Here is a 23,250-nt window from a genome sequence, read left to right as displayed (position 1 = left end):
TCTTAATGAGGCTACCCATTTTTTATATCCACAATTAATCGTCATCATCGTGAGTGGTAAACATGTAAGTACGGTAGTGGAAACGCATACTGAAGACAAGACCGATGGCTAGAGCGTTCCCCATCAATGAACTTCCCCCATAACTGATAAACGGTAGAGGAATTCCGGTAATAGGTAATAGCTGAATAGTCATACCGATATTTTCAAGTACATGGAATGTAATCATTGCAATAATACCAGAACATACATATGTTGAGAATGGATCTTTCAATAATAGGGTAGTTTTTGTTAAATGATAGATTAATAAAAAGAATAAACAAATAACGATACTAGCGCCAATAAAACCCCATTCTTCTCCGATAACTGTAAAAATAAAATCGGTATGATTTTCGGCAACGTAAACTTCACGGCCTCGGTAGCCTTTACCGAAAATCTCACCTGAACCAATGGCATTCAAGGAAGTAATTAAATGGTATCCATCACTAGAAGAATATGAATATGGATCTAACCAAGAATAGATTCGAGCAAACTGATATGGTCTTAAGCCGAATGTGTTCTCTAAAAAACTTTGCATATGGAGTGCCATCCATAAAAAAGAACCACCCACTATTGCGCCACCTAAAAAAGTTGGTAAAATAATTTTCCATGATACACCTGCTACAATGACAACAGCAGCCGTAATGGCGAAGAATACTAAGGCTGAACCAAGGTCAGGCTGCTTCAGAATAAGGGCTAAAGGTAATAATAGTGTAGCAATGATTTTACCTAGCAATATGAAATCCGTTTTTATGGATTTAAAAGTATAAACTTCGTGGTGCTTACTAATAAGTCGAGCAAGTGCTAAAATGTAAAAGGTTTTCATAAACTCAGAAGGTTGAATATTTCCAAGTGGTGTATGATACCAGCTTTTTGCACCATTAATTTTTGCACCGATTTGTCCTGGACCTTCTGGCATGAAAATAAGCAGTACTAATAAGAAGATGCCTCCACCGTACATATACCAAGACAATTTTTTATATTGGTCAGGTTCAAAAAACATAACTACTCCAATAATTACTGAGCAAATGACGTACCATCGCAATTGTAAAGGAACATAGTTAACGCCGTACTGACCTGATGTTTGCGCCGACGAAATGGCTAACAAACTTATGACTAGAAAGCAAAGAAGTATAAAAGCGAGCGTCCAGTCAAAACGATTCGCGAAATTTCGTTTATTTTCCATACAAGCCACCTATATCAAAATAGTATCTCTTAATGAGTAAATTTGATTTAAATTAATTCCGATTCAATCTACTACCAAATATATATATGATGAATCCTCAAGAGGCAATATTAAACCGAAAGTAGGGGGAGTAATATTTGCTTTTTGTTTAGAAAATTCTCTCAAATATTTGTAAGAAATGAATAGAATTATATTCGTTCTAAATGTGCTCATTCCGAGTAGTTAAAAAACATATATGCAAAAGCATCTTTAACATTCATATTATAACGTAAAAAACACTTTTACGCCTGTGAATATTGTTATGACGATTATTAACATAAAATGTTTCAAAAAATTCAAGTTTAGTTTTATAATATAGTGAAGAATGGGGTGATGGTTGTGGCTAAAAAATTGAAGTCAGCTGACGATTTTATGTATCATATATATGTTCATATGAATGAGGTCGATAAATTTGTTGTTTTTAGCGGGCTTAAATTCTCGCAATTTGTGGCTGCACTTGAACCACTGCATCACTTACTGTTATTGAAACATTCCTATGAAGATGGTTCCTTTAATATGCATACTCAGTTCGATTTTATATCAGAAGAGGAAGTACCTCAGTTTGTAAAAAAAGCTACAGAATCCAAAGAATTATGTTGGATAGACTTTATGGATGAGAAGAGGCTAGACCAACTAACACCGATGGAACAAGGAGAGCTGCTTTACATAAGTCATAAAAAGGAACCGATTACTTCGCCATTTTTTAATAAATTACAAAATCGATTTGTCTATTATTCTTCAGATTTAGAGAAAATGACTAAAGTTTATTTTCGCCATTTAAGTGATTCCGATTTACTCCTTGCTAATGTTTTGAACAGTTTGATTCGTGAAAAGGAACGTAGCACTGGTTTTTGGCGACGGAAGGTGAAATCGAGTATTCCTGCTATTTCACCGGAATTTTTGCGTGCCTATCGTTCTTTTACTAAAGATGGGGCACTGTTATCATTGTATAGAATTGAAAAGCCTAAAGTAGCTTACGGTATCGAAATTCGCAATCTGTCAGAGTATTCCTATCCGGATGAGGTATGGGATGATTTAAAAAGTACAATTTTGAAAAATGAGCACGATGAATTGATTTATATTATTTAACTTCTTTCAGCGGATAAAAGGATGTTAGCCTAAAATCATCGCATCCATGCGATAACGGCTAACTGTCCTGCGTCACGCAGGCCTAAGCACAAAGCTGATTCCTGACGCAATTATGCCCAGGCATAATTGATCTATTCATTTGTACGTAGAATGAATATACACTAAATCTCACCGTCAAAATTACGGTGAGATTTTTAACGTCATTCAGTAATTGTTTTGATGTTTTGCGTAGCGACAGCTACAGATGTTTTATGTAGCGAAAGCAAAGCGGCAGCTACAGATGTTTTATGTAGCGAAAGCAAAGCGGCAGCTACAATTACGGCAAGGCGAAATTGATGTCATTTATAAAGACGTTTCATGATAAACTAATAGTACTCAAGAAGTATGTGGAGGGCACAAGAATGAAAAAAAGAATCGGTTTATTATACGGTGGAAAATCAGCCGAGCATGAGGTGTCATTATCGACAGCACGTGCAGTCACGGGAGCTTTGAATTTCGAGGAGTATGAAGTATATCCGATTTTCATTACCCTTGAAGGGGAATGGCGCCGAGGTGAGCGTCTAAAAAAACCTGCAAGTACAATTGAAGAATTACAATTTGGTGATAATGCCAATATTTTAGAAAATAACATTACAGATTTTTTAATTGATAAAGATGGTAAATCTGTACAATTTGACGCAATTTTCCCATTGCTTCACGGTACTAATGGTGAAGATGGAACTGTTCAAGGTTTACTTGAGGTTCTAAATCTACCTTATGTAGGAAATGGTGTTTTAGCATCAGCAACTGGCATGGATAAAGTAGTTATGAAACAATTATTTGAAATTGCCGGCTTACCACAAGTTCCATATACGTATTTCATTCGTAGTGAATGGGCTAATGAACAGGAGGCTATCCTCGCTCGTTGCGAAGAAAAACTGGATTGGCCGATGTTTGTGAAACCTGCAAACTTAGGATCAAGTGTTGGAATTAGCAAGGCAACAAATCGCGATGAATTAGTGAAGGCTATCGAAATAGCCTTACAGTATGATCGGAAAATTGTAATTGAGCAAGGTATAATCGCTCGTGAAATTGAACTTGCTGTGCTAGGAAATGACTTCCCGGAAGTTTCTGTACCTGGTGAAATTAAACCAGTCACTGACTTTTATGATTATGACTCCAAATATAAAGATGGCTCGACAGTCCTTATTATCCCAGCAGAGCTTACTGAGGATACAGTATCTAATTTACAGGAGCTAGCTAAACGTGCGTTCAAAGCTATTGATGGGAGCGGTTTAGTTCGTGCGGACTTTTTTGTGACGGCTGATAATAGCATTTATATTAACGAAGTGAATACAATGCCAGGTTTTACACCTGTAAGTATGTATCCGCTTCTTTGGCAACATACAAATGTAAGTTACCCAGAGCTTATTGATCGTCTGATTACTCTAGCAATTGAGCGTTTTGAAGAAAAACAACAGCTTCACTATAAAAAAGACTGAGTGGGATTATTGTGAAAAAAACATTAAAGCAGTTAGCTACATGGTTAAATGAAGAAGTACCAGCTTTTGGTGACACGGTCGTATCAGGAATTTCCATTGATACTAGAACAATTCAACAAGGGGATTTGTTTGTTCCATTTCGTGGTGAAAAGGCCAATGGTCATAAATTCGTTCTGCAGGCTATTGAAAAAGGAGCAGGAGCTTCTCTTTGGCAGAAGGATGAACCGAATCCACCTCAAGGTGTGCCATTACTCTTTGTAGATGATCCAGAGGTGGCGCTTCAGCAAATGGCACGTGCCTATCGCAGTGAGCATAAGGCGAAGTTTATTGGCATTACTGGTTCAAATGGTAAAACATCGACGAAAGATATTTTAGCAGGAACGCTAACACCATTTTTTAAAGTACAAAAGACAATCGGGAATTTTAATAATGAGCTAGGTTTACCTATTACGGTATTACAGCTAGATGAAGATACTGATGTTGCCGTACTTGAAATGGGTATGAGTGGTTTTGGTGAAATTGAGTTTTTAACGAAACTTGCTCGTCCACATATGACAGTGATTACAAACATTGGCGAGGCTCATATGCAAGATTTAGGCTCACGTGCAGGAATCGCTAAAGCCAAATTTGAAATAATCCAGGGAATGCAACCAGATGGAGTGCTGTTTTATGATGGAGATGAACCGCTACTACAAGAGTTAGTTGCGAAAGAGCAGCAGTTAAAAGCGGTGGCATTTGGCCTAGAGCATGGCAATCTATTGTATGCAGACAATATTGAAGCAACGGCTGATGGAAGTAGCTTCTCTACACATGGTGTGATAGAAGGAGATTTCTTTATTTCAGTTCTTGGGAAGCATCAAGTGAAAAATACATTAGTCGCGATGTTAATTTCACAACAGCTAGGTTTAAACGATGACCAAATTCGTGCATCCTTAAAACAAGTAACTCTTACGGATATGCGCATGCAGCAAGTGAATGGATCAAATGGGGCATTATTTATTAATGATGCTTACAATGCTGCACCAACTTCTGTAAAGGCGGCTATTCAATTTGTTGCATCGACAACGATTCGCCCAGAAAAATGGCTTGTGCTAGGTGATATGCTTGAACTTGGACCAAATGAAAAGCGTTTCCATGAAGATTTATCGAAGGATATTCATGCAGAAGAAATCGACTATGTATGTTTATTTGGCCCACGAATGGCTTATTTAAATGATGTTTTAAAAGAGCGATTTGATGAGGACCATTTGTTATATGCAGAGGATGTTTATACGCCAATTATCGAAAAACTACAGCAAGCTAACGAGGAGTCTATCGTTTTACTCAAAGGCTCTCGTGGTATGAAGTTAGAAACAATCTTACGTGCATTTACGAAGTGATAAAACAAGGAGTCGGTGGGGCATTCTCTCACCGATTCTTTCTTTCATTTATCGACTTATATGAGTTACACATTTAGAGGTGAAAATAATGTCAGTAGGTGTGTTATGTATACATGGATTTTCAGGAGGACCTTATGAAGTAGAACCTTTTACTACCTATTTACGAACGTATACAAATTGGCTCATTGAAGAACCTACCTTGTCAGGGCATGGAGAAGAATTACAAATGCGTGGTTTCACTGCTAAGCATTGGTTAATGGATGCCGAGCTCGCTTTTCGTGCTCTTGCCAAAAAAGTAGATGAAGTAATAGTAGTTGGATTTTCAATGGGGGGCATTATAGCGCTCTATTTAGCCAAGCGGTATAAAGTGAAAAAGCTCGTATTACTAAGCGCTGCTGCCAAATATGTGAGTCCGAAGCAACTGGTCAAAGATTTTAAAATGCTGGCAACTGAGGCATACCATCGTAATTTGTCTAATAATGAGCTGTTTTTACGATACCGGCATAAGTTTAATCATGTGCCACTATCCGCAACGATAGAATTCATGAAGCTTGTTCGAATGGTGGAGCCGTATTATAAAGATATTAAAATTCCGGTGTATATTGTACAAGGGAAATTAGATGGAATTGTGCCCTATCATACTGCTCGCTTTTTATTTGATCAATTAACTTCAAACGAAAAAACCTTGTATTTATCTGATACTGGCAAGCATCATATTTGTTATGGCGAAGATTGCTCTGAATGGTTTTCTAACGTTTTGTCATTTTTAAAGAGTTCGTAAAGTAGTCAGATTATTACGACTCATGCGTTATCGTTGCATACGTTTTAATCCCATGTTAGACTAGTGTAAGCAATGGATACATTTTGTGCGAAGACTCTTCATATTTGATTGAAGAGTACTTTTTTTTGAACACAACGGTTTTATTCTAAAGTGAATAATTACGACAGAATCAAACCGCTCGGTAAAGACCGGGCTTTCCTTTTCATATAAGAGAGCTCTATGTGACCATCATATAGAGAAAATTTTTAAGTAACGGAAACGTTCCACAACACAGGCTCGAATTTGCCGACAACTTCATCTGAAAATGTAACCATTTGTCAACTTAAAAGCAGAAAAAGGAGATTGAGAAGTTTGACAAATTTTTCAGAATTAAATATTAGCGAATCTACATTACGTTCTGTAAAGCGTATGGGATTTGAAGAAGCAACACCAATCCAAGAAGGTACTATTCGTTTTGCGATTGAAGGCCGTGACGTATTAGGTCAAGCGCAAACAGGTACAGGTAAAACTGCCGCTTTCGGGATTCCACTTATCGAAAAAATTGACCCAAAAAACCCTAACATCCAAGCATTAGTAATTGCTCCAACTCGTGAATTAGCAATTCAAGTTTCTGAAGAGCTTTATAAAATTGGTTATGACAAACGTGTGAAATTATTATCAGTTTATGGTGGTCAGGAAATCGGCCGTCAAATTCGTGCGCTAAAAAATAAACCACAAATTATCGTTGGTACACCTGGCCGAATTATAGATCATATCAATCGTCGTACTTTAAAATTAGAAGATGTTCAAACATTAGTGCTTGATGAAGCAGATGAAATGTTAAACATGGGCTTTATTGATGATATTAATTCAATCTTAGAAAACGTCCCATCTGAACGTCAAACATTGCTGTTCTCAGCAACAATGCCACCAGCAATTCGTAAAATTGCTGAAACATTTATGCGTGATCCAGAAATCGTAAAAATTAAAGCAAAAGAATTAACAGTTGATAACATCGATCAATATTTTGTGAAGTCTGCTGAGCGTGAAAAGTTCGATATTTTATCTCGTTTATTAAACGTTCACCAACCAGAACTTGCAATCATCTTTGGACGTACAAAACGCCGCGTGGATGAGCTTGCACAAGCGTTATCAATTCGTGGTTACCTTGCTGAAGGGATTCACGGTGATTTAAGCCAAGCAAAACGTATTTCAGTATTACGTCAATTTAAAGAAAATAAAATTGATATTCTTGTGGCAACAGATGTAGCTGCTCGTGGGCTTGATATTTCTGGTGTAACACATGTTTATAACTTCGATATTCCTCAAGATCCTGAGTCTTATGTTCACCGTATTGGTCGTACAGGCCGTGCAGGTAAATCAGGTCTTGCGGTAACGTTTGTAACGCCACGCGAAATGGGTTACTTACGTATCGTAGAAGAAACAACGAAAAAACGTATGACACCACTTCGTCCACCAACAACTGACGAAGCTTTAGTTGGTCAACAACGCTTAGCTGTAGAGACACTTGAAGGTCTTATTGCGAACAACGACTTAGGTGATTATCGTACACTTGCTACAGAATTACTTGAAAACCATGATGCAATCGATGTCGTAGCTGCAGCAATTCGTTCATTAACAAAAGAGCCAGATGACTCGCCAGTAACAATTACTGAAGAACGTCCATTACCAATGCGTCGTGAGCGTTCTGGCAATCGTGGCGGAGATCGTGGACGCGGTGGCAACCGTAGCTCTAACGGACGTCGTGATGGCGGACGTGGCGGAGATCGTCGTGGAGGACGCGGCGGAGATCGTCGAGAAGGCGGACGCCGTGATGGAGGTCGCCGTGAAGGTGGACAAGGTCGTTCACGTGCGCCACGTCGTCACGAAGATTAATTTTATCTTCATCAAAATGATAAAACCTTACAGTCAAAGTGGCTGTAAGGTTTTTTTAACTTCTTTTAGCGGATGGCCATATTAAAATACGAAGCGACAGCACGAGAACGCCAAGGTAAAATTGATAAAACTTTGAAACAAAAAGATAATTAGTTACGTATACATAAATAAGGAAAGAGAGGGATCGATTTTGAGATCAGAACCAATTCATAAGATTTCTAGGAAAGGGTTAACAGTGTGGCGTTTATATGGTGTATTGCAAACGATACTTCTTTTGATTATAGCGGCTTTAGTATGCTATGGCACTTATTATTTTGAATGGCCATCATTTATTTATTTCATTGCAGTTGTTGTAGTTATACTTAGTGCTATTCTATCTGCTTATCTATTTCCAAAAGTAAGATGGGAACGCTGGCGCTATGAGGTGCGTGACAGTGAGATTGAAGTGCAACATGGTTTATTCGTTGTTAAACGTACGCTTATCCCAATGGTGCGTGTACAACATGTTGATACGACGCAAGGACCGATATTAAAAAAATATGGTTTAGGTAATATTTCAATATCAACGGCGGCAACTGTACATACGATTCCAGCCCTTGTAATGGAAGAGGCGGATGGACTTCGTGCACGTATATCGGAATTAGCAAGGGTGGCGGAAGATGATGTCTAAGGCAGTTAATCGATTACACCCAGTATCGGCTGTTATTTCAAGTGCAAAAGCATTAAAAAGTATGATTTTCCCGTTAATTGTTATTATTATAACGAATGGTTTTAACTTCTCGTTTAATTTCCATAGTGATAATTTTTGGAGAACTGTTTTCTTATTCGGTATATGGGGAGTAGGGGCTATACTTGCGCTTGTTAGTGGCATTGTTAAATGGCGTACCTTTGTATATTGGTTTGAAGATGGAGAATTACGTGTAAAATATGGCTTGTTCGTTAAAAAGAAACGTTACATCCCATTTGAACGTATTCAAAGCTTAAATTACAATGAGGGTATTTTTCATCGACTATTTGGCCTAGTGAAGGTTCAAGTTGAAACTGCCGGAAGCAAGGATAGAAAGCCAGAGGTAGAGTTAACGGCAATTAGAAAGGAAGCGGCAGATGCAATAGAGCTGGAAATGCGTCACACGAAAAACAAAGCCAATGAGCAGATGAATGATGACCAGATGAGTAATGAACAATCGCTAACCGAGGAAGTATTAGCGCCGATGATTTATCATATGTCGATACGTGATTTACTTATATTAGCCATAACTTCAGGCGGAATTGGGGTCGTTCTGTCTGGGGTAGCAGCATTTATCCCTCAGCTTTCAGATATAATCCCATATGAGGAAATTTTTAATGAGCTAGCTGACTTTGCGAAAATTGGTGCATTTTTAGTTGCACTAATAGTGATATTCAGCCTAATTGTGGCATGGTTTGTGTCATTTATTATTACATTGATCAATTATTATGATTATACAGTTCGAACTGAAGATGAAAAACTTATTATTACAAAAGGGCTACTGGAGAAAAAACGTATTACTTTACCGTTAAATCGAATTCAGGCGATTCGTATTGTAGAAAATCCATTGCGTCAATTATTTGGCTTTGCAACGGTTGTTGTTGAGAGTGCTGGGGGAAATGGTGGAGAGGGAAATGATAAAAAAATTGCGTTGTTCCCACTTATTCAGAAGCAGGATTGTTTGGAAACGTTAGAGCAGATCTTTCCGGATGTAAATTGGCGACCAGAACTTATTTATTCGCCAAATCGAGCTCGTCCATTTTTTTACCGAATTGATTTCATTTGGCTTGTACCGATAATTGGTGCATGTAGTTATTACTTTTATCCGTACGGACTGCTTTCGCTATTGTTAATTCCATTAACGATATTAATAGGTATTTGGCAACATAAAACAGCTGCTTATATGATAGATGGAAAGCAACTAACTATGCAATATCGTGTGTTCAGTCGTATTACATTTTTTATGGAGAAAAAACGAATTCAATCTATTGGGACTACCCAAACGTATTTCCAAAAAAGAAAGAATGTTATGTCTGTAAAAGCAACGGTAATGTCGGGCATGACTGGTATGACAGGGAATGTGCGAAATTTAGAGCAGCAGGATGCTGAAACTATAGTATCTTGGTACGAACATTGAATGCGAGAAAAAGGCTAGTCCTCACAATTAATGTGGGATTAGCTTTTTTTATGAATCATTTGTTAAAACATTACAACAACAATATACGAATGAGTGACAAATATCGTGCTACTACGTTTATACTACGCTTTCGCACAAAAATATTGTGTTGATCCAAGTGGCTAATCGCATGCTCTTAGAAAAGTACATAGTCAAAAAGGAAGTTAGGGACACATGATGATGATAATCCTTTTTTACCTATAAATTTCCAAATATTCTGTTTATAATAAAATTAATCAAACAAAAGGGGGAGTGATAGAAAGCGTAGAGGATGTAGCTACAATGCAACAAAACGTGAATAATAATGGCCTACAAACGGGGGCTATTGGGGAAGTTTACGGGAGTGGCATCATCAAGCGAATTAGGGCATAAATGGACAAGTGTTAATACGGTTTTATTTGGGGATAAAATGAAAAAAGAATATAACACTAGCGTGAAAATAAAAGGAGCAATCCTCGATGAAAGCTTATCATCAGAGAATGGCTCCACTTTGTAACTATTACTTACCCGCCATCTTTTGTTTACGCCAGCTTAAAATTCTTCTTGGGTGTAAGTAGATGAGTCCAAGTAGGAACCCTGTTACTAAACCGCCCAAGTGAGCATAGACATTCACATTCGGCTGTAAAAAAGTCATAATAACACTTATTACAATGATTGGTAAAATAAGTTTTCGAAGCATCGGCATTGTACGGCGTGTGTAGTAGACAAGTGCTCCGAAGGCACCAAATATTCCAAAAACAGCTCCACTTGCACCGAGACTTGCATAGCTACTATCATATAGAAGATAGGTTGCCATGTCGCCTACAATACCGGACAATAAATAGATTGTAATAAAACGCGCCTTACCTGCAATTTTTTCAAGCTCTGGTCCGAATAAATACAGTGAAAACATATTAAAGAAAACGTGCAAAAAATCAGCGTGTAAAAACATTGCCGAAAAAACACGCCACCATTCACCTGTTTGAACAAGGAAGTTCACTTGGATTCCGTAATTCAGTACTTGGTCACCTATTTCAGGTAAAATAGTTATTACATAAATAATTAAATTAACCGCTATTAATGTTGAAACAATAGGATAATACTTTGTATATTGCTTGAAATTTTCTGTTCTACTAAACATAACTCCACCTCAATTTACAATCATTATACATGGCTTTTTAGAAATAGGAAAAGGAGAAGTTCAAATGATTAAAGGAATTGGTCTCGATATTGTAGAAATTGACCGTATTATTAAAGCAATGGGGAGAACAAATAAATTTAAAGACCGCATTTTATCTGAAAGGGAAAGAGTTTTGTTTGATGCACATACAGAAACTCGTAGAATAGAATTTTTGGCCGGACGATTTGCTGTAAAAGAAGCATTTTCGAAGGCGTTAGGAACTGGTATTGGTGAAGAATGTAAGCTTCATGATGTTGAAGTTTTAAGAGGGGAAGCTGGTAATCCTGTTTTATATTTTAAAGGAGAGCTTGTAAATGGATTTGTAAGCATAACACACTCAAAACAATACGCAGCAGCACAAGTAATATTATTACAATAAAAAATGTAAAACAATCTTTCACCATATAAAGTAAAAGGGCTCATTATTAAAAGGTGCGGAAGGCATTTATTAATTCTATAAGTTGATTTCCGTCCCGACTGCCGCTCTAGGAAAGTGCCTAGTCGGAGCAAAAATCAACTACTCTATCGTGATAGCTATTAAAAAGTAAATAAATTTCTGAGTGAAGATAAATATATTGCCCATGTTCAAATGACATAACTGACAAATACGGTTCATATATTGTCGTAGTGGATTTGAAAGAAGGAAAGGGTGAAAGCGTGGGCAACCGAATAGTTAAATGGCTCGTCTTACTTTGTACGATATTACTTCTATCGGCATGTGGTACAGACTCACAGGAAAAAGTGTTGAAGAAAGTTAATGGGAAATGGGCAGAGACCAATGGTTATGAGTTAAATGCTACGATGGAGATTAAATCTGGTGGGGATCCAAAAAAATATGATGTAACTGTTTGGCATACGAAACCTGATTTCTATCGAGTGGAAGTTGTAGAAAGTGGGAAAGATGTTTCACAAATGATAGTGCGAAATGCAGATGGCGTTTTTGTTGTTACACCTACATTAAACAAAATGTATAAATTCCAAAGTGATTGGCCAAAGAAAAATAGTCAGGCCTATTTAATAGGTGCACTAGCAGAAGATTTAGCTCAAGATAAAAATTTAGTCATGAAAGAAGAGGACAAAGCATATATATTTGAAGCGGCTACTAGAAATAGCTATAAAAATAGTATGCCTCATCAAGTAATAACAGTCGATAAGAAAACAATGCTTCCAACTTCCGTAGTAATTATGAATGATGTAAAAGAAGAGCAAATTCGTATCACATTTAAAAATATTAAATTAGGTGTTCAACATGCGGCTAAAGAATATGCGGTTGAGCAATTTACAGAAAAGGATGAACCAAAAGGGGAAAACGCTACATCGCCAGAAAAAGATAATAAGGAAGAAAAGGATAAAGGCGATAAAGAGAGCAATAATAATCCGGATGGAAATGATGGGGAACAAGCAGTAAGTGCAGAAGCCGAAAATACAAAGTTCCAAACACATTACCCTGTTGTGAGTTTAGGAAATACAAAGATGGTGGATGAGAAAGTCATGCAAGAGGGTGGCATGGAACGTGTTATCTTAACATTCGACGGTGACAAGCCATTTACAGTTATGCAACAACCAGTTACGAAACAGACTTCAATGTTGCCAGTATCATCGCCTGGTGATCCTGTAGATTTAGGCTTTACAATTGGAGCTATTACAGATACATCTATTAGCTGGGAAAAGGATGGCGTCGAATTCTTTGTAGCATCTAGTAAATTGACTCGTGAAGAAATGGTGCAAGTTGCCACTTCTATGACGATAGGTAGTATGAAATAATTACTCCAGCTACAGCTTTTCTAAATGGAAAGCTGTAGCTTATTAAGAAAAATAGTGCAGTTTTGATGAATATTAACACTGTTTAGAAAGTGTTAAGTCATATATGATAAAAGTTATGTAGAAAATTAGTCTAAAATAGAATAACTTATGGTAAAACTGTAGAGCAAAAGTGATTTAATCAATACATATTGTTTAATAAAAATATAAAGAGGGTATTCTAATGGAGATACAGCAGTATTTTAGACCAACCAAAGCAATTGTAGACTTACAAGCAATTCGAAAAAACGTAAAAAATTTGAAAAAGCTACTTCAACCTAATGTTCAAATTATAGCTGTCGTAAAAGCAAATGCATACGGTCATGGAGATTTAGCCGTTGCAAAAGCGGCACTCGAGGCAGGGGCAACAATACTTGCTGTGGCAACGCCTGATGAAGCATTACATATTCGAGCGCATTTTGAAGAACCGGACATACTATTATTAGGTGCCTCTCCAATTTCGTTTGTGCCATACGCTGCCAAGCAGCGCATAATTCTTACGGCGTTTGCTAGTGAATGGGTACAGCAAGCTGCTCCGTTCATAGCTAATGAAGTAAACCCTTTACGACTACATATAAAAGTAGATAGTGGAATGGGCAGAATTGGCGTTCGTTCAGAACAAGAATTATTGGAACTATATCAAACAATAAAGAATACAATAAATGTAGAGCTTGATGGGATATTTACACATTTTGCGACTGCAGATGAAGAAGATGCCTCTTACTTCGATAGACAAGTGCAATTTTTTGAGAGATGTGTGTCAGTATTGCCTGAAAAGCCTAGACTTGTTCATGCATCAAATACAGCTACATCATTAGTGAAAGATACACATTTACAATTTGACGCTGTCAGATATGGTATTTCAATGTATGGATTATCACCATCGCCTTATGTAGAAGGTATTTTACCATTTTCGTTACAGCCAGCGTTTTCACTTGAGAGTGAGCTTGTTCATGTAAAACAGTTACAAGCAGGTGATTCAGTAGGCTATGGCGCTACTTTTACGGCACCAGCGGATATGTGGATTGGAACGATACCAATAGGCTATGCTGACGGAGTGATTCGTAAATTAGGCGGACAAGAAGTACTAATTGATGGTCAAAGAATGCAGATTGTCGGACGAATTTGTATGGACCAATGTATGGTTGCCTTGCCAAAAGCATATGCTATAGGTGAGAAAGTAACACTCATTGGTCATCAAGGACAGGATGTTATTTCAATGAATGAATGGGCAGCGAAGCTTGAAACCATTAATTATGAAGTACCATGCATTATTACAGCGAGGGTTCCTAGATTATACATTTAACTCTAAATTAAAATCGGGATCAATCATGCCGAGGCATAAATGATTTTAGGACAAATGAATTTTTTATCGGAGCAACTAAACAACCTGGTGAATAACTACTTACTAATCAATTTGTTAAATTACCGGGTAGATGAGCCAATCATAATTTGTGACATATTGCAAGGTGAATAAATCGGCATTTACCTTCGACAACCTACATATTTTTACAACTTGGACTTTAAATTGTCAGATATTTTGTCATTTCGTGTCTTTTCAACGATATCTTTCAATGGTAGAATGGGTAGTAATGAAAAGTGGATGGTTCCGTTGGAGGTGCTTGCTGTGTACGAGAAAAAGTTAAGAGAAGCTACAATTGCTGTTCAAGACAGACTATTTCTACAAACAAAGGAAGTAATTGAGAGTGAATCTTTTGCGCGTATTTTGTCGCGCAAAGTTTTAATGCAGGAGCAACCAAATCAAATACGGGAAGCTATGATGAAAGGATATGTTGAAATGTCTCATATAAATCTGAGTATTGCAAGTGAATGCTTGCATGCAGAATATGAAGCACAACATACAGTGGAGCGTCTCGTTAGCGGGGGATGACACTTTGAATGTAAAACGTGGTGACGTTTTTTTTGCAGATTTATCGCCGGTAGTTGGGTCCGAGCAAGGGGGCACTAGGCCGGTGCTGATTATTCAAAATGATATTGGAAATCGATTTAGTCCGACTGTCATCATCGCAGCTATTACTGCACAGATTCAGAAAGCAAAATTACCGACGCACGTCGAAATTAATGCTGAAAAGTATGGTTTTGAACGTGACTCGGTTATTCTGCTCGAGCAAGTGCGGACGATTGATAAGTCAAGATTGACGGATCGTATTACACAACTTGACCATGCGTTGATGGAGAAAGTTGATGGTGCATTGATGATTAGTTTAGGGCTTGTTAAATTTTGATATACATATGTGTATAGCGGCATCGAGATGTTTTCATCTCGATGCTTTTTTGTATTGTTCCCCTAAAATACTTATTAAAATCGCTATTCAAAAATGGTGCTTATAAATTTGAGGTATATTCAAGATATAAAATTAGCATCGATTTTTGAAAAAGCATTGAGAGGTTTAAGGAAATATACATAGAATTTCACCTTCATTCAGCAACAAGTGTTTATCTGTGCGAAAGCGAAGCGACAGCAACAAGTGTTTTCCTGGCGAAAGCGAAGCGGCAGCAACAAGTGTTTATCTGTGCGAAAGCGAAGCGACAGCAACAAGTGTTTATCTGTGCGAAAGTAAAACTGCAGCAATAAAATTTTTTCTGTGAAATACAAACTTAGCGACAGCAACCATTTCGCTGAGGTAAAATCTTTAATATAATTAAAATATTTAAAGTATTTAGTTAAGTGGGTCAAAAAAGTGTAAGAGTATAACTCCGAAAGGAATTGGGGGGACAGCAGTGACAATTAAGTCTTCGGTTGAGATTATTACTGAGTGGGATATAGTAGCAGCAAGACAACTGGGGCGTGACGAAGCAAAAGCGCTTGGATTTGACACTGTTGATCAGGCTCGAATCACCACAGCTATAAGCGAACTAGCTAGAAACATATATTTATATGCAAGTATAGGTGTCATTGAAATTGAAAAATTTGAGTCAGACACAGAGAAAAAAATAATTGTTATTGCAACGGATCAAGGACCAGGAATAGAGGATGTTCGGAAAGTGATGGAGGATGGTTACTCTACTTCAGGGGGGCTAGGTGCAGGTTTACCAGGCGTTAATCGATTGATGGACAGTATGAATATTCAATCGGTTATTGGTGAAGGAACAATGATAAGAGCTGAAAAATGGCTGCGTTAGGATGTGGAGTTGTTGGATCGATTAGAATCTCAATATAAAAAGATTTTGTCAGATTATATGACTGATCAAACTGAAAAGAATTTGTATATTGCTCAAAATTTCACTCGTCAGTTAATCCAAAATAATATATCTCCAGAGGATGTTGTAAGTATTCATAAAAACGCAGTTGAAAAGCTTTTTCCACGTAGAATGAGTGAAGAACAGCTTGCATATGATTTTCTTATCGAAGTGATGGTGCATTATGGAATGGCTCATAGGGAGCACCAAAGCTTATTACAAAAACAGGCTGAGTATGAGATAGAAATGAAAATTGCTACAAGTATCCAGAGTACATTACTTAAAACAGAGGTACCACAACTTTTAAATATCGATATAGGAATGATATCTATTCCAATCCGGAAAATGAATGGGGATTATGTCCATTTTTTATATAATCGAGATGATTATTTGAGTGTAGCTGTGACAGATGTGGTAGGTAAAGGTGTTCCAGCCGCATTATGCATGTCTATGGTAAAATATGGTTTAGAAGCATTGGATTATGCATATAGAGATCCTTCATATGTATTAGAGGTCATTAATCGAGTAATTGAAAAGAGTGTAGACGACAGTATGTTTGTGTCTATGTTCTACGGTTGTTTGGATTTGCGAAAAAGCACTTTTTCTTATGCTTCTGCAGGTCACGAGCCAGCTCTTCATTACAGTGCTATGCGTGATCAATTTATCCCTTTGGAATCAACGGGATTATTATTAGGGGTGTTGCCAGAAACGAAATATTCTTATAACGAAATTACTTTGGAAGAAAACGACATCGTAATCATGATGACGGATGGTGTTACTGAATTCAGATTGCAGGATGAATTGAATGCACGAGAGGTCATTACATCATTAATATTTGAAAATAAATACTTGTCAGCCCAAGAATTATGTAATCTTCTTTATAAGCAAATTGAAAAAATGCAGGATTTTAAACTATCAGATGATTTTACAATTGCAATTATAAAAAAATAGTTTTTTAGGTTTGACTTTTAATAATTACGGGAATAGAAAATTAGTCTAACAAATTGGTGGAGGTATGCTGTATGGACATGGCGATACACTTTAAAGAACTTGATAATAAACTATACGGATTTGTAGAGGGTGAAATAGATACTTTTACTGCTTCAGGACTCAGGGAAGAATTAGAGGCAGTGAAAATTACTGAGGGATTAGAAATAGTACTAAATTTATCAAAAGTTAATTATATGGATAGTACAGGGCTAGGTATCTTTGTAGCCTTTTATAAAAGAACGCTACGCGAAAATGGTAAAGTTAAATTAGTTGGTTTATCGAATAGATTACAAAGGTTGTTTGAAATTACTGGTTTAAGCGATTTAATGGATATTGAGACTGATAAAAAGGTGGAATTACGAAAATGAAGGAATTTGATTATATTGAGATAAGGGTTCCTGCAAAACCGCAATTTGTCAGTGTGATTCGATTGACGGTTTCTGGCTTAGCTAGTCGAGTTGGATTTAATTACGATGATATTGAAGATTTGAAAATTGCTGCAAGTGAAGCGGTAACAAATGTTGTACATCATGCATATAAGGACGAAGAAGAGGGAGAAATCGTCATTGGATGCGCTTTGTATGAAAATAAACTAGAAATGATGATTGCAGATTACGGTAATAGTTTTAATTTTGAGGAGATAAAATCGAAAATCGGTCCGTATCATCCTGAAGAGAGTATTGCAGGTCTTCGCGAAGGTGGTTTAGGGCTTTATTTAATGGAAACTTTGATGGATGAGGTGATGATAAATAACGATGGTGGCGTAACTGTTTTCATGACTAAGTATGTCGCTAGAGAGCAGGTGGAGAAAAATGTCGAAAGAATCACTACCTAAATCTTCGTCTAAGGAAGATATACTAAGGTGGATTGCACTGTACCAATCAACGGAAGATGATGAAGCTCAAACAAATTTAGTGATTCATTATCGATATTTAGTAGAATCCATTGCACGTAAATATTCGAATGGTAAATCTAGTTATGATGATATTACTCAAGTAGGTATGCTGGGGTTGCTAGGTGCAATAAGACGTTTTAATCCTGATGTTGGTCGAAGTTTTGAAGCATTTGCTGTTCCAACGATTGTTGGAGAAATTAAGCGCTTTTTACGTGATAAGACTTGGGATGTTCATGTGCCAAGACGGATAAAAGAATTAGGACCACGAATTAAAACAACAGTTGAAGCGTTGACAGTTGAGTTGCAACGTTCTCCGTCTATTAAGGAAATTGCGGATCAATTAGAAGTAGAAGAAGAAGAAGTGTTAGAGGCTATGGAGATGAGCCGTAGTTACCATGCTCTTTCTATGGATCATTCAATAGAGTCGGATTCTGACGGTAGTACAGTAACGTTATTTGATATTATGGGTAAAGAAGATGACGGCTATGAAATGACGAATAAAAGAATGGTTGTTTCTGAAGCAATGAGTATTTTAGATGAGAGAGAAAGACAAATCATTCAGCTTACATATTTAGAGCAACTCACTCAAAAAGAAGTTGGGGAACGATTAGGGGTTTCTCAAATGCATGTATCTAGAATACAAAGGAAGGCAATAAAAAAATTACAAGAAGCTATCTTAGTAAGAGATGGTGTCTCGCTTTAAAAATTTTTAGCGGGAGGGGCTTTCCTGTTGTTGTTGCAAATACAAGCAATAGCAAGAGCTTTGCAGGAAGTGCTAGCGAAAACAGTCTCTTCGTATTGAATAAAATAGTTTACTCTTCTGTTAGAGTAGACTATTTTTTTGCATTTTTAGTAAAGTGTAATGGTAAAATGAAAAGAAAAAAGGTAGTGATGATGTGGAACAAAAGCAAATGTTACAGCTCATTGCAAAGGATGTAGCTGTTAAGCCGGGTCAAGCTGAGGCTGTTATTAAATTATTAGAAGAAGGAAATACCGTGCCGTTCATTGCACGTTATCGAAAAGAAGCTACTGGGTCCCTTGATGAAGTGCAGATTAAAGCTGTGGAGGATCGATATCACTACATACAGCAGCTTGAGCAACGCAAAGAAGAGGTTATACGATTAATTCAGGAACAAGATAAACTAACGCCTGAATTAGAAAAAGCGATTCAAGCAGCAACTGTTTTACAACGTGTAGAGGATTTATATAGACCGTATAAACAAAAACGCCGAACAAAGGCGACAATAGCTAAAGAGAAAGGGTTAGAACCTCTTGCAGATCTTCTATTAGAGTATCGTAATGATGCTTTAGAGAAATTAGCAATGCCCTTCGTAGATGAGGAGAAAGTTGCTAATGTAGAGGATGCATTAGCTGGGGCACGGGATATTTTGGCAGAGCGCTTTGCTGATGACGCGGCAATCCGTGAAAAAATTCGTACGTATTCATGGAAAGATGGAGTACTCGCTACAAGTGTGAAGGATGCAGATGCAGACGAAAAAAACGTGTTTGAAATGTATTATGAATATGAAGAACCTGTAAATCGTATTGTCCCACACCGTATTTTAGCTGTAAATCGTGGTGAGAAAGAAGAAATCTTAAAAGTAGCAATTCAAGTACCTATAGATCGAGTATTGATGATTATGTGGAAGGAGTGGATTCCGGCTACAGGTTCCTCTCCAGCAATTCCAGAAGTAAAGCTAGCGATCGAGGATTCGTACAAGCGTCTAATTCAGCCTTCTATAGAACGAGAGTTACGAAATGAATTAACAGAAAAAGCAGAGATGCAGGCTATTCATATTTTCTCTGAGAACTTACGTAATCTATTATTACAGCCTCCAATGAAAGGGAAGTATGTATTAGGAGTTGATCCAGCGTACCGTACAGGCTGTAAGCTAGCTGTTGTAGATGAAACTGGGAAAATGCTTGAGGTTACAGCCATTTATCCACATCCACCAAAACCAGATGTAGGAAAATCAAAAGCAGCTGTGAAAGAAATTTTAGCAAAATACCCAATTACTATAATTGCTATTGGTAATGGTACTGCCTCACGCGAAACAGAACAATTTATAGCTGATGTATTGAATGAACTTGAAACAGATATTGCCTATGTGATCGTCAATGAAGCGGGAGCTTCTGTTTATTCAGCATCCGAAGTTGCCCGTACAGAGTTTCCGGATTTACAGGTAGAACAGCGTAGTGCCGTTTCTATTGCACGCCGCTTGCAAGATCCGCTGTCGGAGTTAGTGAAAATTGAGCCAAAAGCTGTTGGGGTAGGCCAATATCAGCATGATGTCTCTCAAAAGAAATTGAATGAGTCCTTAACATTTATAGTAGAGACGGCTGTAAACCAAGTTGGTGTTGATGTTAATACAGCCTCAGCTTCTTTACTACAATATGTTTCTGGATTATCTAAAACGGTTGCGGAGAATATCGTGAAGGTGCGAGAGGAAAATGGACAATTTACTACTCGTGCTCAACTAAAGAAAATTCCACGACTTGGTGCCAAAACGTATGAACAAGCAATAGGTTTCTTACGTGTGCCAGGAGCCAAAAATGCATTCGATGCTACGGGCATTCACCCTGAAAGCTATAGTGTAGCAGAGCAGATTTTAGAGGTTGTACAAATTGATAAAAAAGAGCTAGGGACGCAAAAGGCCGAGGAAGCCATTGCAAAACTAGATCAAGAAAAATTAAGTGGCATTTTAGATGTTGGAGTAATCACAATAAAGGATATTGTGGATACATTAATGAAGCCAAGCCGCGATCCACGTGATGCATTCCCTCAGCCTTTACTGAAAACAGATGTATTGAAAATGGAAGATTTACAAGTTGGGATGGAATTACAAGGTACAGTGAGAAATGTAGTTGATTTCGGAGCATTTGTAGATATTGGAGTGAAGCAGGACGGGCTTGTGCATATTTCTAAATTACAAAAAAAACGTATTAAACATCCATTAGAGGTTGTTGCACTCGGTGATATTGTGACGGTTTGGGTAGAACAAATAGATGTCAATAAAGGGCGCATATCATTAACGATGCTGCCTCCTAAAGATCAAACTATCGAAGCGTAATTAAGTGAAACTATAATCAGCGAGGATTCTTTCATCCTCGCTGATTATTAGTCTTCACCAATCGGGCTATTACGGGCAGTTAATCTCCCACCAAAATTTCTAGCCCTTGCTATGTTTGTACTTAATGCTATGTTTCGAAACATATGAATTACTGCCCGTTATAGCGGGATAAAGTGAAACTATAATCAGCGAGGATTCTCTTCATCCTCGCTGATTATTAGTCTTCACCAATCGGGCTATTATGGGCAGTTAATCTCCCACCAAAATTTCTAGCCCTTGCTATGTTTGTACTTAATGCTATGTTTCGAAACATATGAATTACTGCCCGTTATAGCGGGATAAAATTTACCACACTGTCTATACTATACAGTGTGGTATTCTTGTTGTTAGAGGTGATATAGATATGAACAATGAGGAACTTCAACATCTTGTTAGTCGAATATCATTAGATAGTTTCCAGAAGCCGTTTATGCATCGAGCATATTTTAATTCAAGGTTACGTTCAACAGGTGGACGTTATCTTTTACAATCGCATAATATTGAAGTTAACCCAAAAGCATATGAATTGTATGGTATTAGTGAAGTAGAAGGGATAGTTCGACACGAATTATGTCATTATCATTTACATTTGGAAGGCAAAGGGTATCAGCATCGAGATAAAGATTTTCGAGAGCTATTAGTAAAAGTGAATGCTCCTCGTTTTTGTGCAGTATTACAAGTCCCTAAGACAGCTTCCAAAAAACAACGTCGACTGTATACATATACATGTGTAAAATGCCAACAATCTTATGTAAGAAAAATTAGAATGAATGTGGAGAAATACTGCTGTAGCAAGTGTTTAGGGCGTTTGAAACTAATAGAATAAAAAAATAATAAAAAAGGGTTGACGTTTACTGCAGATGTCCCTATAATAGTAAAAGTCGACAAGATAACGACGACAAAACATGTGAATTATTCCGAAGTAGCTCAGTTGGTAGTAGCACCTGACTGTTAATCAGGTTGTCGCAGGTTCGAGTCCTGCCTTCGGAGCCATGGCCCCTTGGTCAAGTGGTTAAGACACCGCCCTTTCACGGCGGTAACACGGGTTCGAATCCCGTAGGGGTCATTTCATTATTTTAATTCATGAAAATATAGTAACATTGGTCCCGTGGTGTAGCGGTTAACATGCCTGCCTGTCACGCAGGAGATCGCCGGTTCGATCCCGGTCGGGACCGCCACTTATTGGGGTATAGCCAAGCGGTAAGGCAACGGATTTTGATTCCGTCATGCCTAGGTTCGAATCCTAGTACCCCAGCCATTCATTTCTTAATACGAGCCATTAGCTCAGTTGGTAGAGCATCTGACTTTTAATCAGAGGGTCGAAGGTTCGAGTCCTTCATGGCTCATCTCTTTAAGAAAAAAAGTTGACTTTTCAGATTATCGTAGTACAATGAGAAAGTTACTAATCGAATGCGGTCGTGGCGGAACGGCAGACGCGCTAGGTTGAGGGCCTAGTGGGGGCAACCCCGTGGAGGTTCAAGTCCTCTCGGCCGCACCAAGTCAATTTATCAAACATATGCGCCCGTAGCTCAATTGGATAGAGCGTCTGACTACGGATCAGAAGGTTATGGGTTCGACTCCTGTCGGGCGCGCCATTTTAAATAAATATTATTCATATCGCGGGTGTAGTTTAATGGTAAAACCTCAGCCTTCCAAGCTGATGTCGTGAGTTCGATTCTCATCACCCGCTCCAAAAAACTTATTGACATTCATATTTTTGTATAGTATGATGTAGAAGTTGTCGCTTAGAGGCGACGTTATGAACCTTGAAAACTGAACAAACAAAACGTAATCAATAAAGTTTTTAGTAGCTAACCTTGAGTTAGTGAACGAAAAAAAATTTTGGACATCAAACATGATGCCAGCAAAACAATTTGAGCTTATCAAATTTCTTTTTATGGAGAGTTTGATCCTGGCTCAGGACGAACGCTGGCGGCGTGCCTAATACATGCAAGTCGAGCGAACAGAGAAGGAGCTTGCTCCTTTGACGTTAGCGGCGGACGGGTGAGTAACACGTGGGCAACCTACCTTATAGTTTGGGATAAC

At 37.8% G+C, this 23,250-nt stretch carries 22 protein-coding genes, 8 tRNA genes and 1 rRNA gene; 29 read left to right on the top strand and 2 right to left on the bottom strand.

The annotated features are described in order from the left end of the window. Nucleotides 1–34 precede the first annotated feature (34 nt). A complete protein-coding gene (locus ABNX05_RS22360) occupies nt 35–1,222 on the bottom strand; it encodes an FtsW/RodA/SpoVE family cell cycle protein (protein WP_349661717.1) in 1,188 nt (395 codons plus the stop codon). 372 nt (nt 1,223–1,594) lie between these two features. On the opposite strand from ABNX05_RS22360, the gene ABNX05_RS22355 reads away from it, so the two are divergent. From ABNX05_RS22355 to ABNX05_RS22320, 8 genes are all read left to right on the top strand, one after another. After that, nucleotides 1,595–2,350 (top strand): hypothetical protein, encoded by a 756-nt coding sequence (locus ABNX05_RS22355; RefSeq protein ID WP_349661748.1) that lies wholly within the window; start codon nt 1,595–1,597, stop codon nt 2,348–2,350. Nucleotides 2,351–2,751: 401 nt separating this feature from the next. Further along, a complete protein-coding gene (locus ABNX05_RS22350; RefSeq protein WP_349661716.1) occupies nt 2,752–3,831 on the top strand; it encodes a D-alanine--D-alanine ligase in 1,080 nt (359 codons plus the stop codon). 11 nt (nt 3,832–3,842) lie between these two features. Beyond that, complete coding sequence (locus ABNX05_RS22345) at nt 3,843–5,210, top strand: UDP-N-acetylmuramoyl-tripeptide--D-alanyl-D-alanine ligase (protein WP_349661715.1); 1,368 nt, start codon at nt 3,843–3,845, stop codon at nt 5,208–5,210. A gap of 88 nt (nt 5,211–5,298) precedes the next feature. After that, nucleotides 5,299–5,991, top strand: a complete 693-nt coding sequence (locus ABNX05_RS22340) for an alpha/beta hydrolase (RefSeq protein ID WP_349661714.1) — start codon at nt 5,299–5,301, stop codon at nt 5,989–5,991. A gap of 351 nt (nt 5,992–6,342) precedes the next feature. Beyond that, complete coding sequence (cshA, locus tag ABNX05_RS22335) at nt 6,343–7,866, top strand: degradosome RNA helicase CshA (RefSeq protein WP_349661713.1); 1,524 nt, start codon at nt 6,343–6,345, stop codon at nt 7,864–7,866. 190 nt (nt 7,867–8,056) lie between these two features. Then, nucleotides 8,057–8,536 (top strand): PH domain-containing protein, encoded by a 480-nt coding sequence (locus ABNX05_RS22330; RefSeq protein ID WP_349661712.1) that lies wholly within the window; start codon nt 8,057–8,059, stop codon nt 8,534–8,536. Further along, nucleotides 8,529–10,010, top strand: coding sequence for a PH domain-containing protein (locus ABNX05_RS22325; RefSeq protein WP_349661747.1), 1,482 nt, complete (start codon nt 8,529–8,531; stop codon nt 10,008–10,010). Before ABNX05_RS22330 ends, ABNX05_RS22325 begins: the two co-directional genes overlap by 8 nt. A 343-nt stretch (nt 10,011–10,353) precedes the next feature. Further along, nucleotides 10,354–10,545: a hypothetical protein gene (locus tag ABNX05_RS22320; RefSeq protein WP_349661711.1), complete on the top strand. Its 192-nt coding sequence runs from the start codon at nt 10,354–10,356 to the stop codon at nt 10,543–10,545. A 3-nt stretch (nt 10,546–10,548) separates the two neighbouring features. Here ABNX05_RS22320 and ABNX05_RS22315 read toward each other — a convergent pair whose 3' ends face one another. Then, a complete protein-coding gene (locus tag ABNX05_RS22315; protein ID WP_349661710.1) occupies nt 10,549–11,169 on the bottom strand; it encodes a rhomboid family intramembrane serine protease in 621 nt (206 codons plus the stop codon). Nucleotides 11,170–11,233: 64 nt separating this feature from the next. On the opposite strand from ABNX05_RS22315, the gene acpS reads away from it, so the two are divergent. From acpS to ABNX05_RS22210, 21 genes are all read left to right on the top strand, one after another. Continuing rightward, a complete protein-coding gene (gene acpS, locus ABNX05_RS22310; protein WP_079562539.1) occupies nt 11,234–11,587 on the top strand; it encodes a holo-ACP synthase in 354 nt (117 codons plus the stop codon). Between the two features lie 278 nt (nt 11,588–11,865). Beyond that, the gene (locus tag ABNX05_RS22305) at nt 11,866–12,972 is read left to right on the top strand and encodes a LolA family protein (protein WP_349661746.1); all 1,107 of its coding nucleotides are present in this window, start codon (nt 11,866–11,868) and stop codon (nt 12,970–12,972) included. A 220-nt stretch (nt 12,973–13,192) separates the two neighbouring features. Beyond that, on the top strand, nt 13,193–14,314 hold the full coding sequence (gene alr, locus ABNX05_RS22300) for an alanine racemase (RefSeq protein ID WP_349661709.1): 1,122 nt from the start codon (nt 13,193–13,195) through the stop codon (nt 14,312–14,314). 297 nt (nt 14,315–14,611) lie between these two features. Beyond that, the gene (locus tag ABNX05_RS22295; protein WP_170939000.1) at nt 14,612–14,899 is read left to right on the top strand and encodes a hypothetical protein; all 288 of its coding nucleotides are present in this window, start codon (nt 14,612–14,614) and stop codon (nt 14,897–14,899) included. Nucleotides 14,900–14,903: 4 nt separating this feature from the next. Continuing rightward, nucleotides 14,904–15,254, top strand: coding sequence for a type II toxin-antitoxin system PemK/MazF family toxin (locus ABNX05_RS22290; RefSeq protein ID WP_049663446.1), 351 nt, complete (start codon nt 14,904–14,906; stop codon nt 15,252–15,254). A 496-nt stretch (nt 15,255–15,750) separates the two neighbouring features. Beyond that, nucleotides 15,751–16,152: an anti-sigma regulatory factor gene (locus tag ABNX05_RS22285; RefSeq protein WP_349661708.1), complete on the top strand. Its 402-nt coding sequence runs from the start codon at nt 15,751–15,753 to the stop codon at nt 16,150–16,152. A 12-nt stretch (nt 16,153–16,164) separates the two neighbouring features. Further along, entirely contained in the window at nt 16,165–17,160 is a 996-nt protein-coding gene (locus ABNX05_RS22280) for a PP2C family protein-serine/threonine phosphatase (protein WP_349661707.1), read from the top strand. 71 nt (nt 17,161–17,231) lie between these two features. Then, complete coding sequence (locus ABNX05_RS22275) at nt 17,232–17,567, top strand: STAS domain-containing protein (RefSeq protein WP_079562544.1); 336 nt, start codon at nt 17,232–17,234, stop codon at nt 17,565–17,567. After that, the gene (gene rsbW, locus ABNX05_RS22270) at nt 17,564–18,034 is read left to right on the top strand and encodes an anti-sigma B factor RsbW (protein ID WP_079562545.1); all 471 of its coding nucleotides are present in this window, start codon (nt 17,564–17,566) and stop codon (nt 18,032–18,034) included. Before ABNX05_RS22275 ends, rsbW begins: the two co-directional genes overlap by 4 nt. After that, nucleotides 18,012–18,797 (top strand): RNA polymerase sigma factor SigB, encoded by a 786-nt coding sequence (gene sigB, locus ABNX05_RS22265; RefSeq protein WP_349661706.1) that lies wholly within the window; start codon nt 18,012–18,014, stop codon nt 18,795–18,797. The genes rsbW and sigB overlap by 23 nt, the downstream gene beginning before the upstream one ends. A gap of 193 nt (nt 18,798–18,990) precedes the next feature. Next, nucleotides 18,991–21,165, top strand: a complete 2,175-nt coding sequence (locus ABNX05_RS22260) for a Tex family protein (RefSeq protein ID WP_349661705.1) — start codon at nt 18,991–18,993, stop codon at nt 21,163–21,165. Nucleotides 21,166–21,568: 403 nt separating this feature from the next. Beyond that, the gene (locus ABNX05_RS22255; RefSeq protein WP_349661704.1) at nt 21,569–22,030 is read left to right on the top strand and encodes a SprT family protein; all 462 of its coding nucleotides are present in this window, start codon (nt 21,569–21,571) and stop codon (nt 22,028–22,030) included. A 90-nt stretch (nt 22,031–22,120) separates the two neighbouring features. Beyond that, a tRNA-Asn gene (locus ABNX05_RS22250) sits at nt 22,121–22,197 on the top strand. A gap of 1 nt (nt 22,198) precedes the next feature. After that, nucleotides 22,199–22,270 (top strand) — tRNA-Glu (locus tag ABNX05_RS22245). A gap of 36 nt (nt 22,271–22,306) precedes the next feature. Beyond that, nucleotides 22,307–22,382, top strand: a tRNA-Asp gene (locus tag ABNX05_RS22240). 5 nt (nt 22,383–22,387) lie between these two features. Then, nucleotides 22,388–22,462: transfer RNA gene (locus ABNX05_RS22235), tRNA-Gln, on the top strand. A 15-nt stretch (nt 22,463–22,477) separates the two neighbouring features. Beyond that, a tRNA-Lys gene (locus ABNX05_RS22230) sits at nt 22,478–22,550 on the top strand. A gap of 66 nt (nt 22,551–22,616) precedes the next feature. Then, nucleotides 22,617–22,702, top strand: a tRNA-Leu gene (locus tag ABNX05_RS22225). Between the two features lie 20 nt (nt 22,703–22,722). Continuing rightward, a tRNA-Arg gene (locus ABNX05_RS22220) sits at nt 22,723–22,799 on the top strand. Between the two features lie 24 nt (nt 22,800–22,823). Further along, nucleotides 22,824–22,897: transfer RNA gene (locus ABNX05_RS22215), tRNA-Gly, on the top strand. 201 nt (nt 22,898–23,098) lie between these two features. Then, nucleotides 23,099–23,250 (top strand): 16S ribosomal RNA (locus ABNX05_RS22210); the annotation flags it as partial.

The organism is Lysinibacillus zambalensis (genome assembly GCF_040183165.1).
GTDB lineage: Bacteria > Bacillota > Bacilli > Bacillales_A > Planococcaceae > Lysinibacillus > Lysinibacillus zambalensis.
Note: the sequence above shows the minus strand (reverse complement) of the source record. Positions and strands in the feature narration are given on the sequence as shown.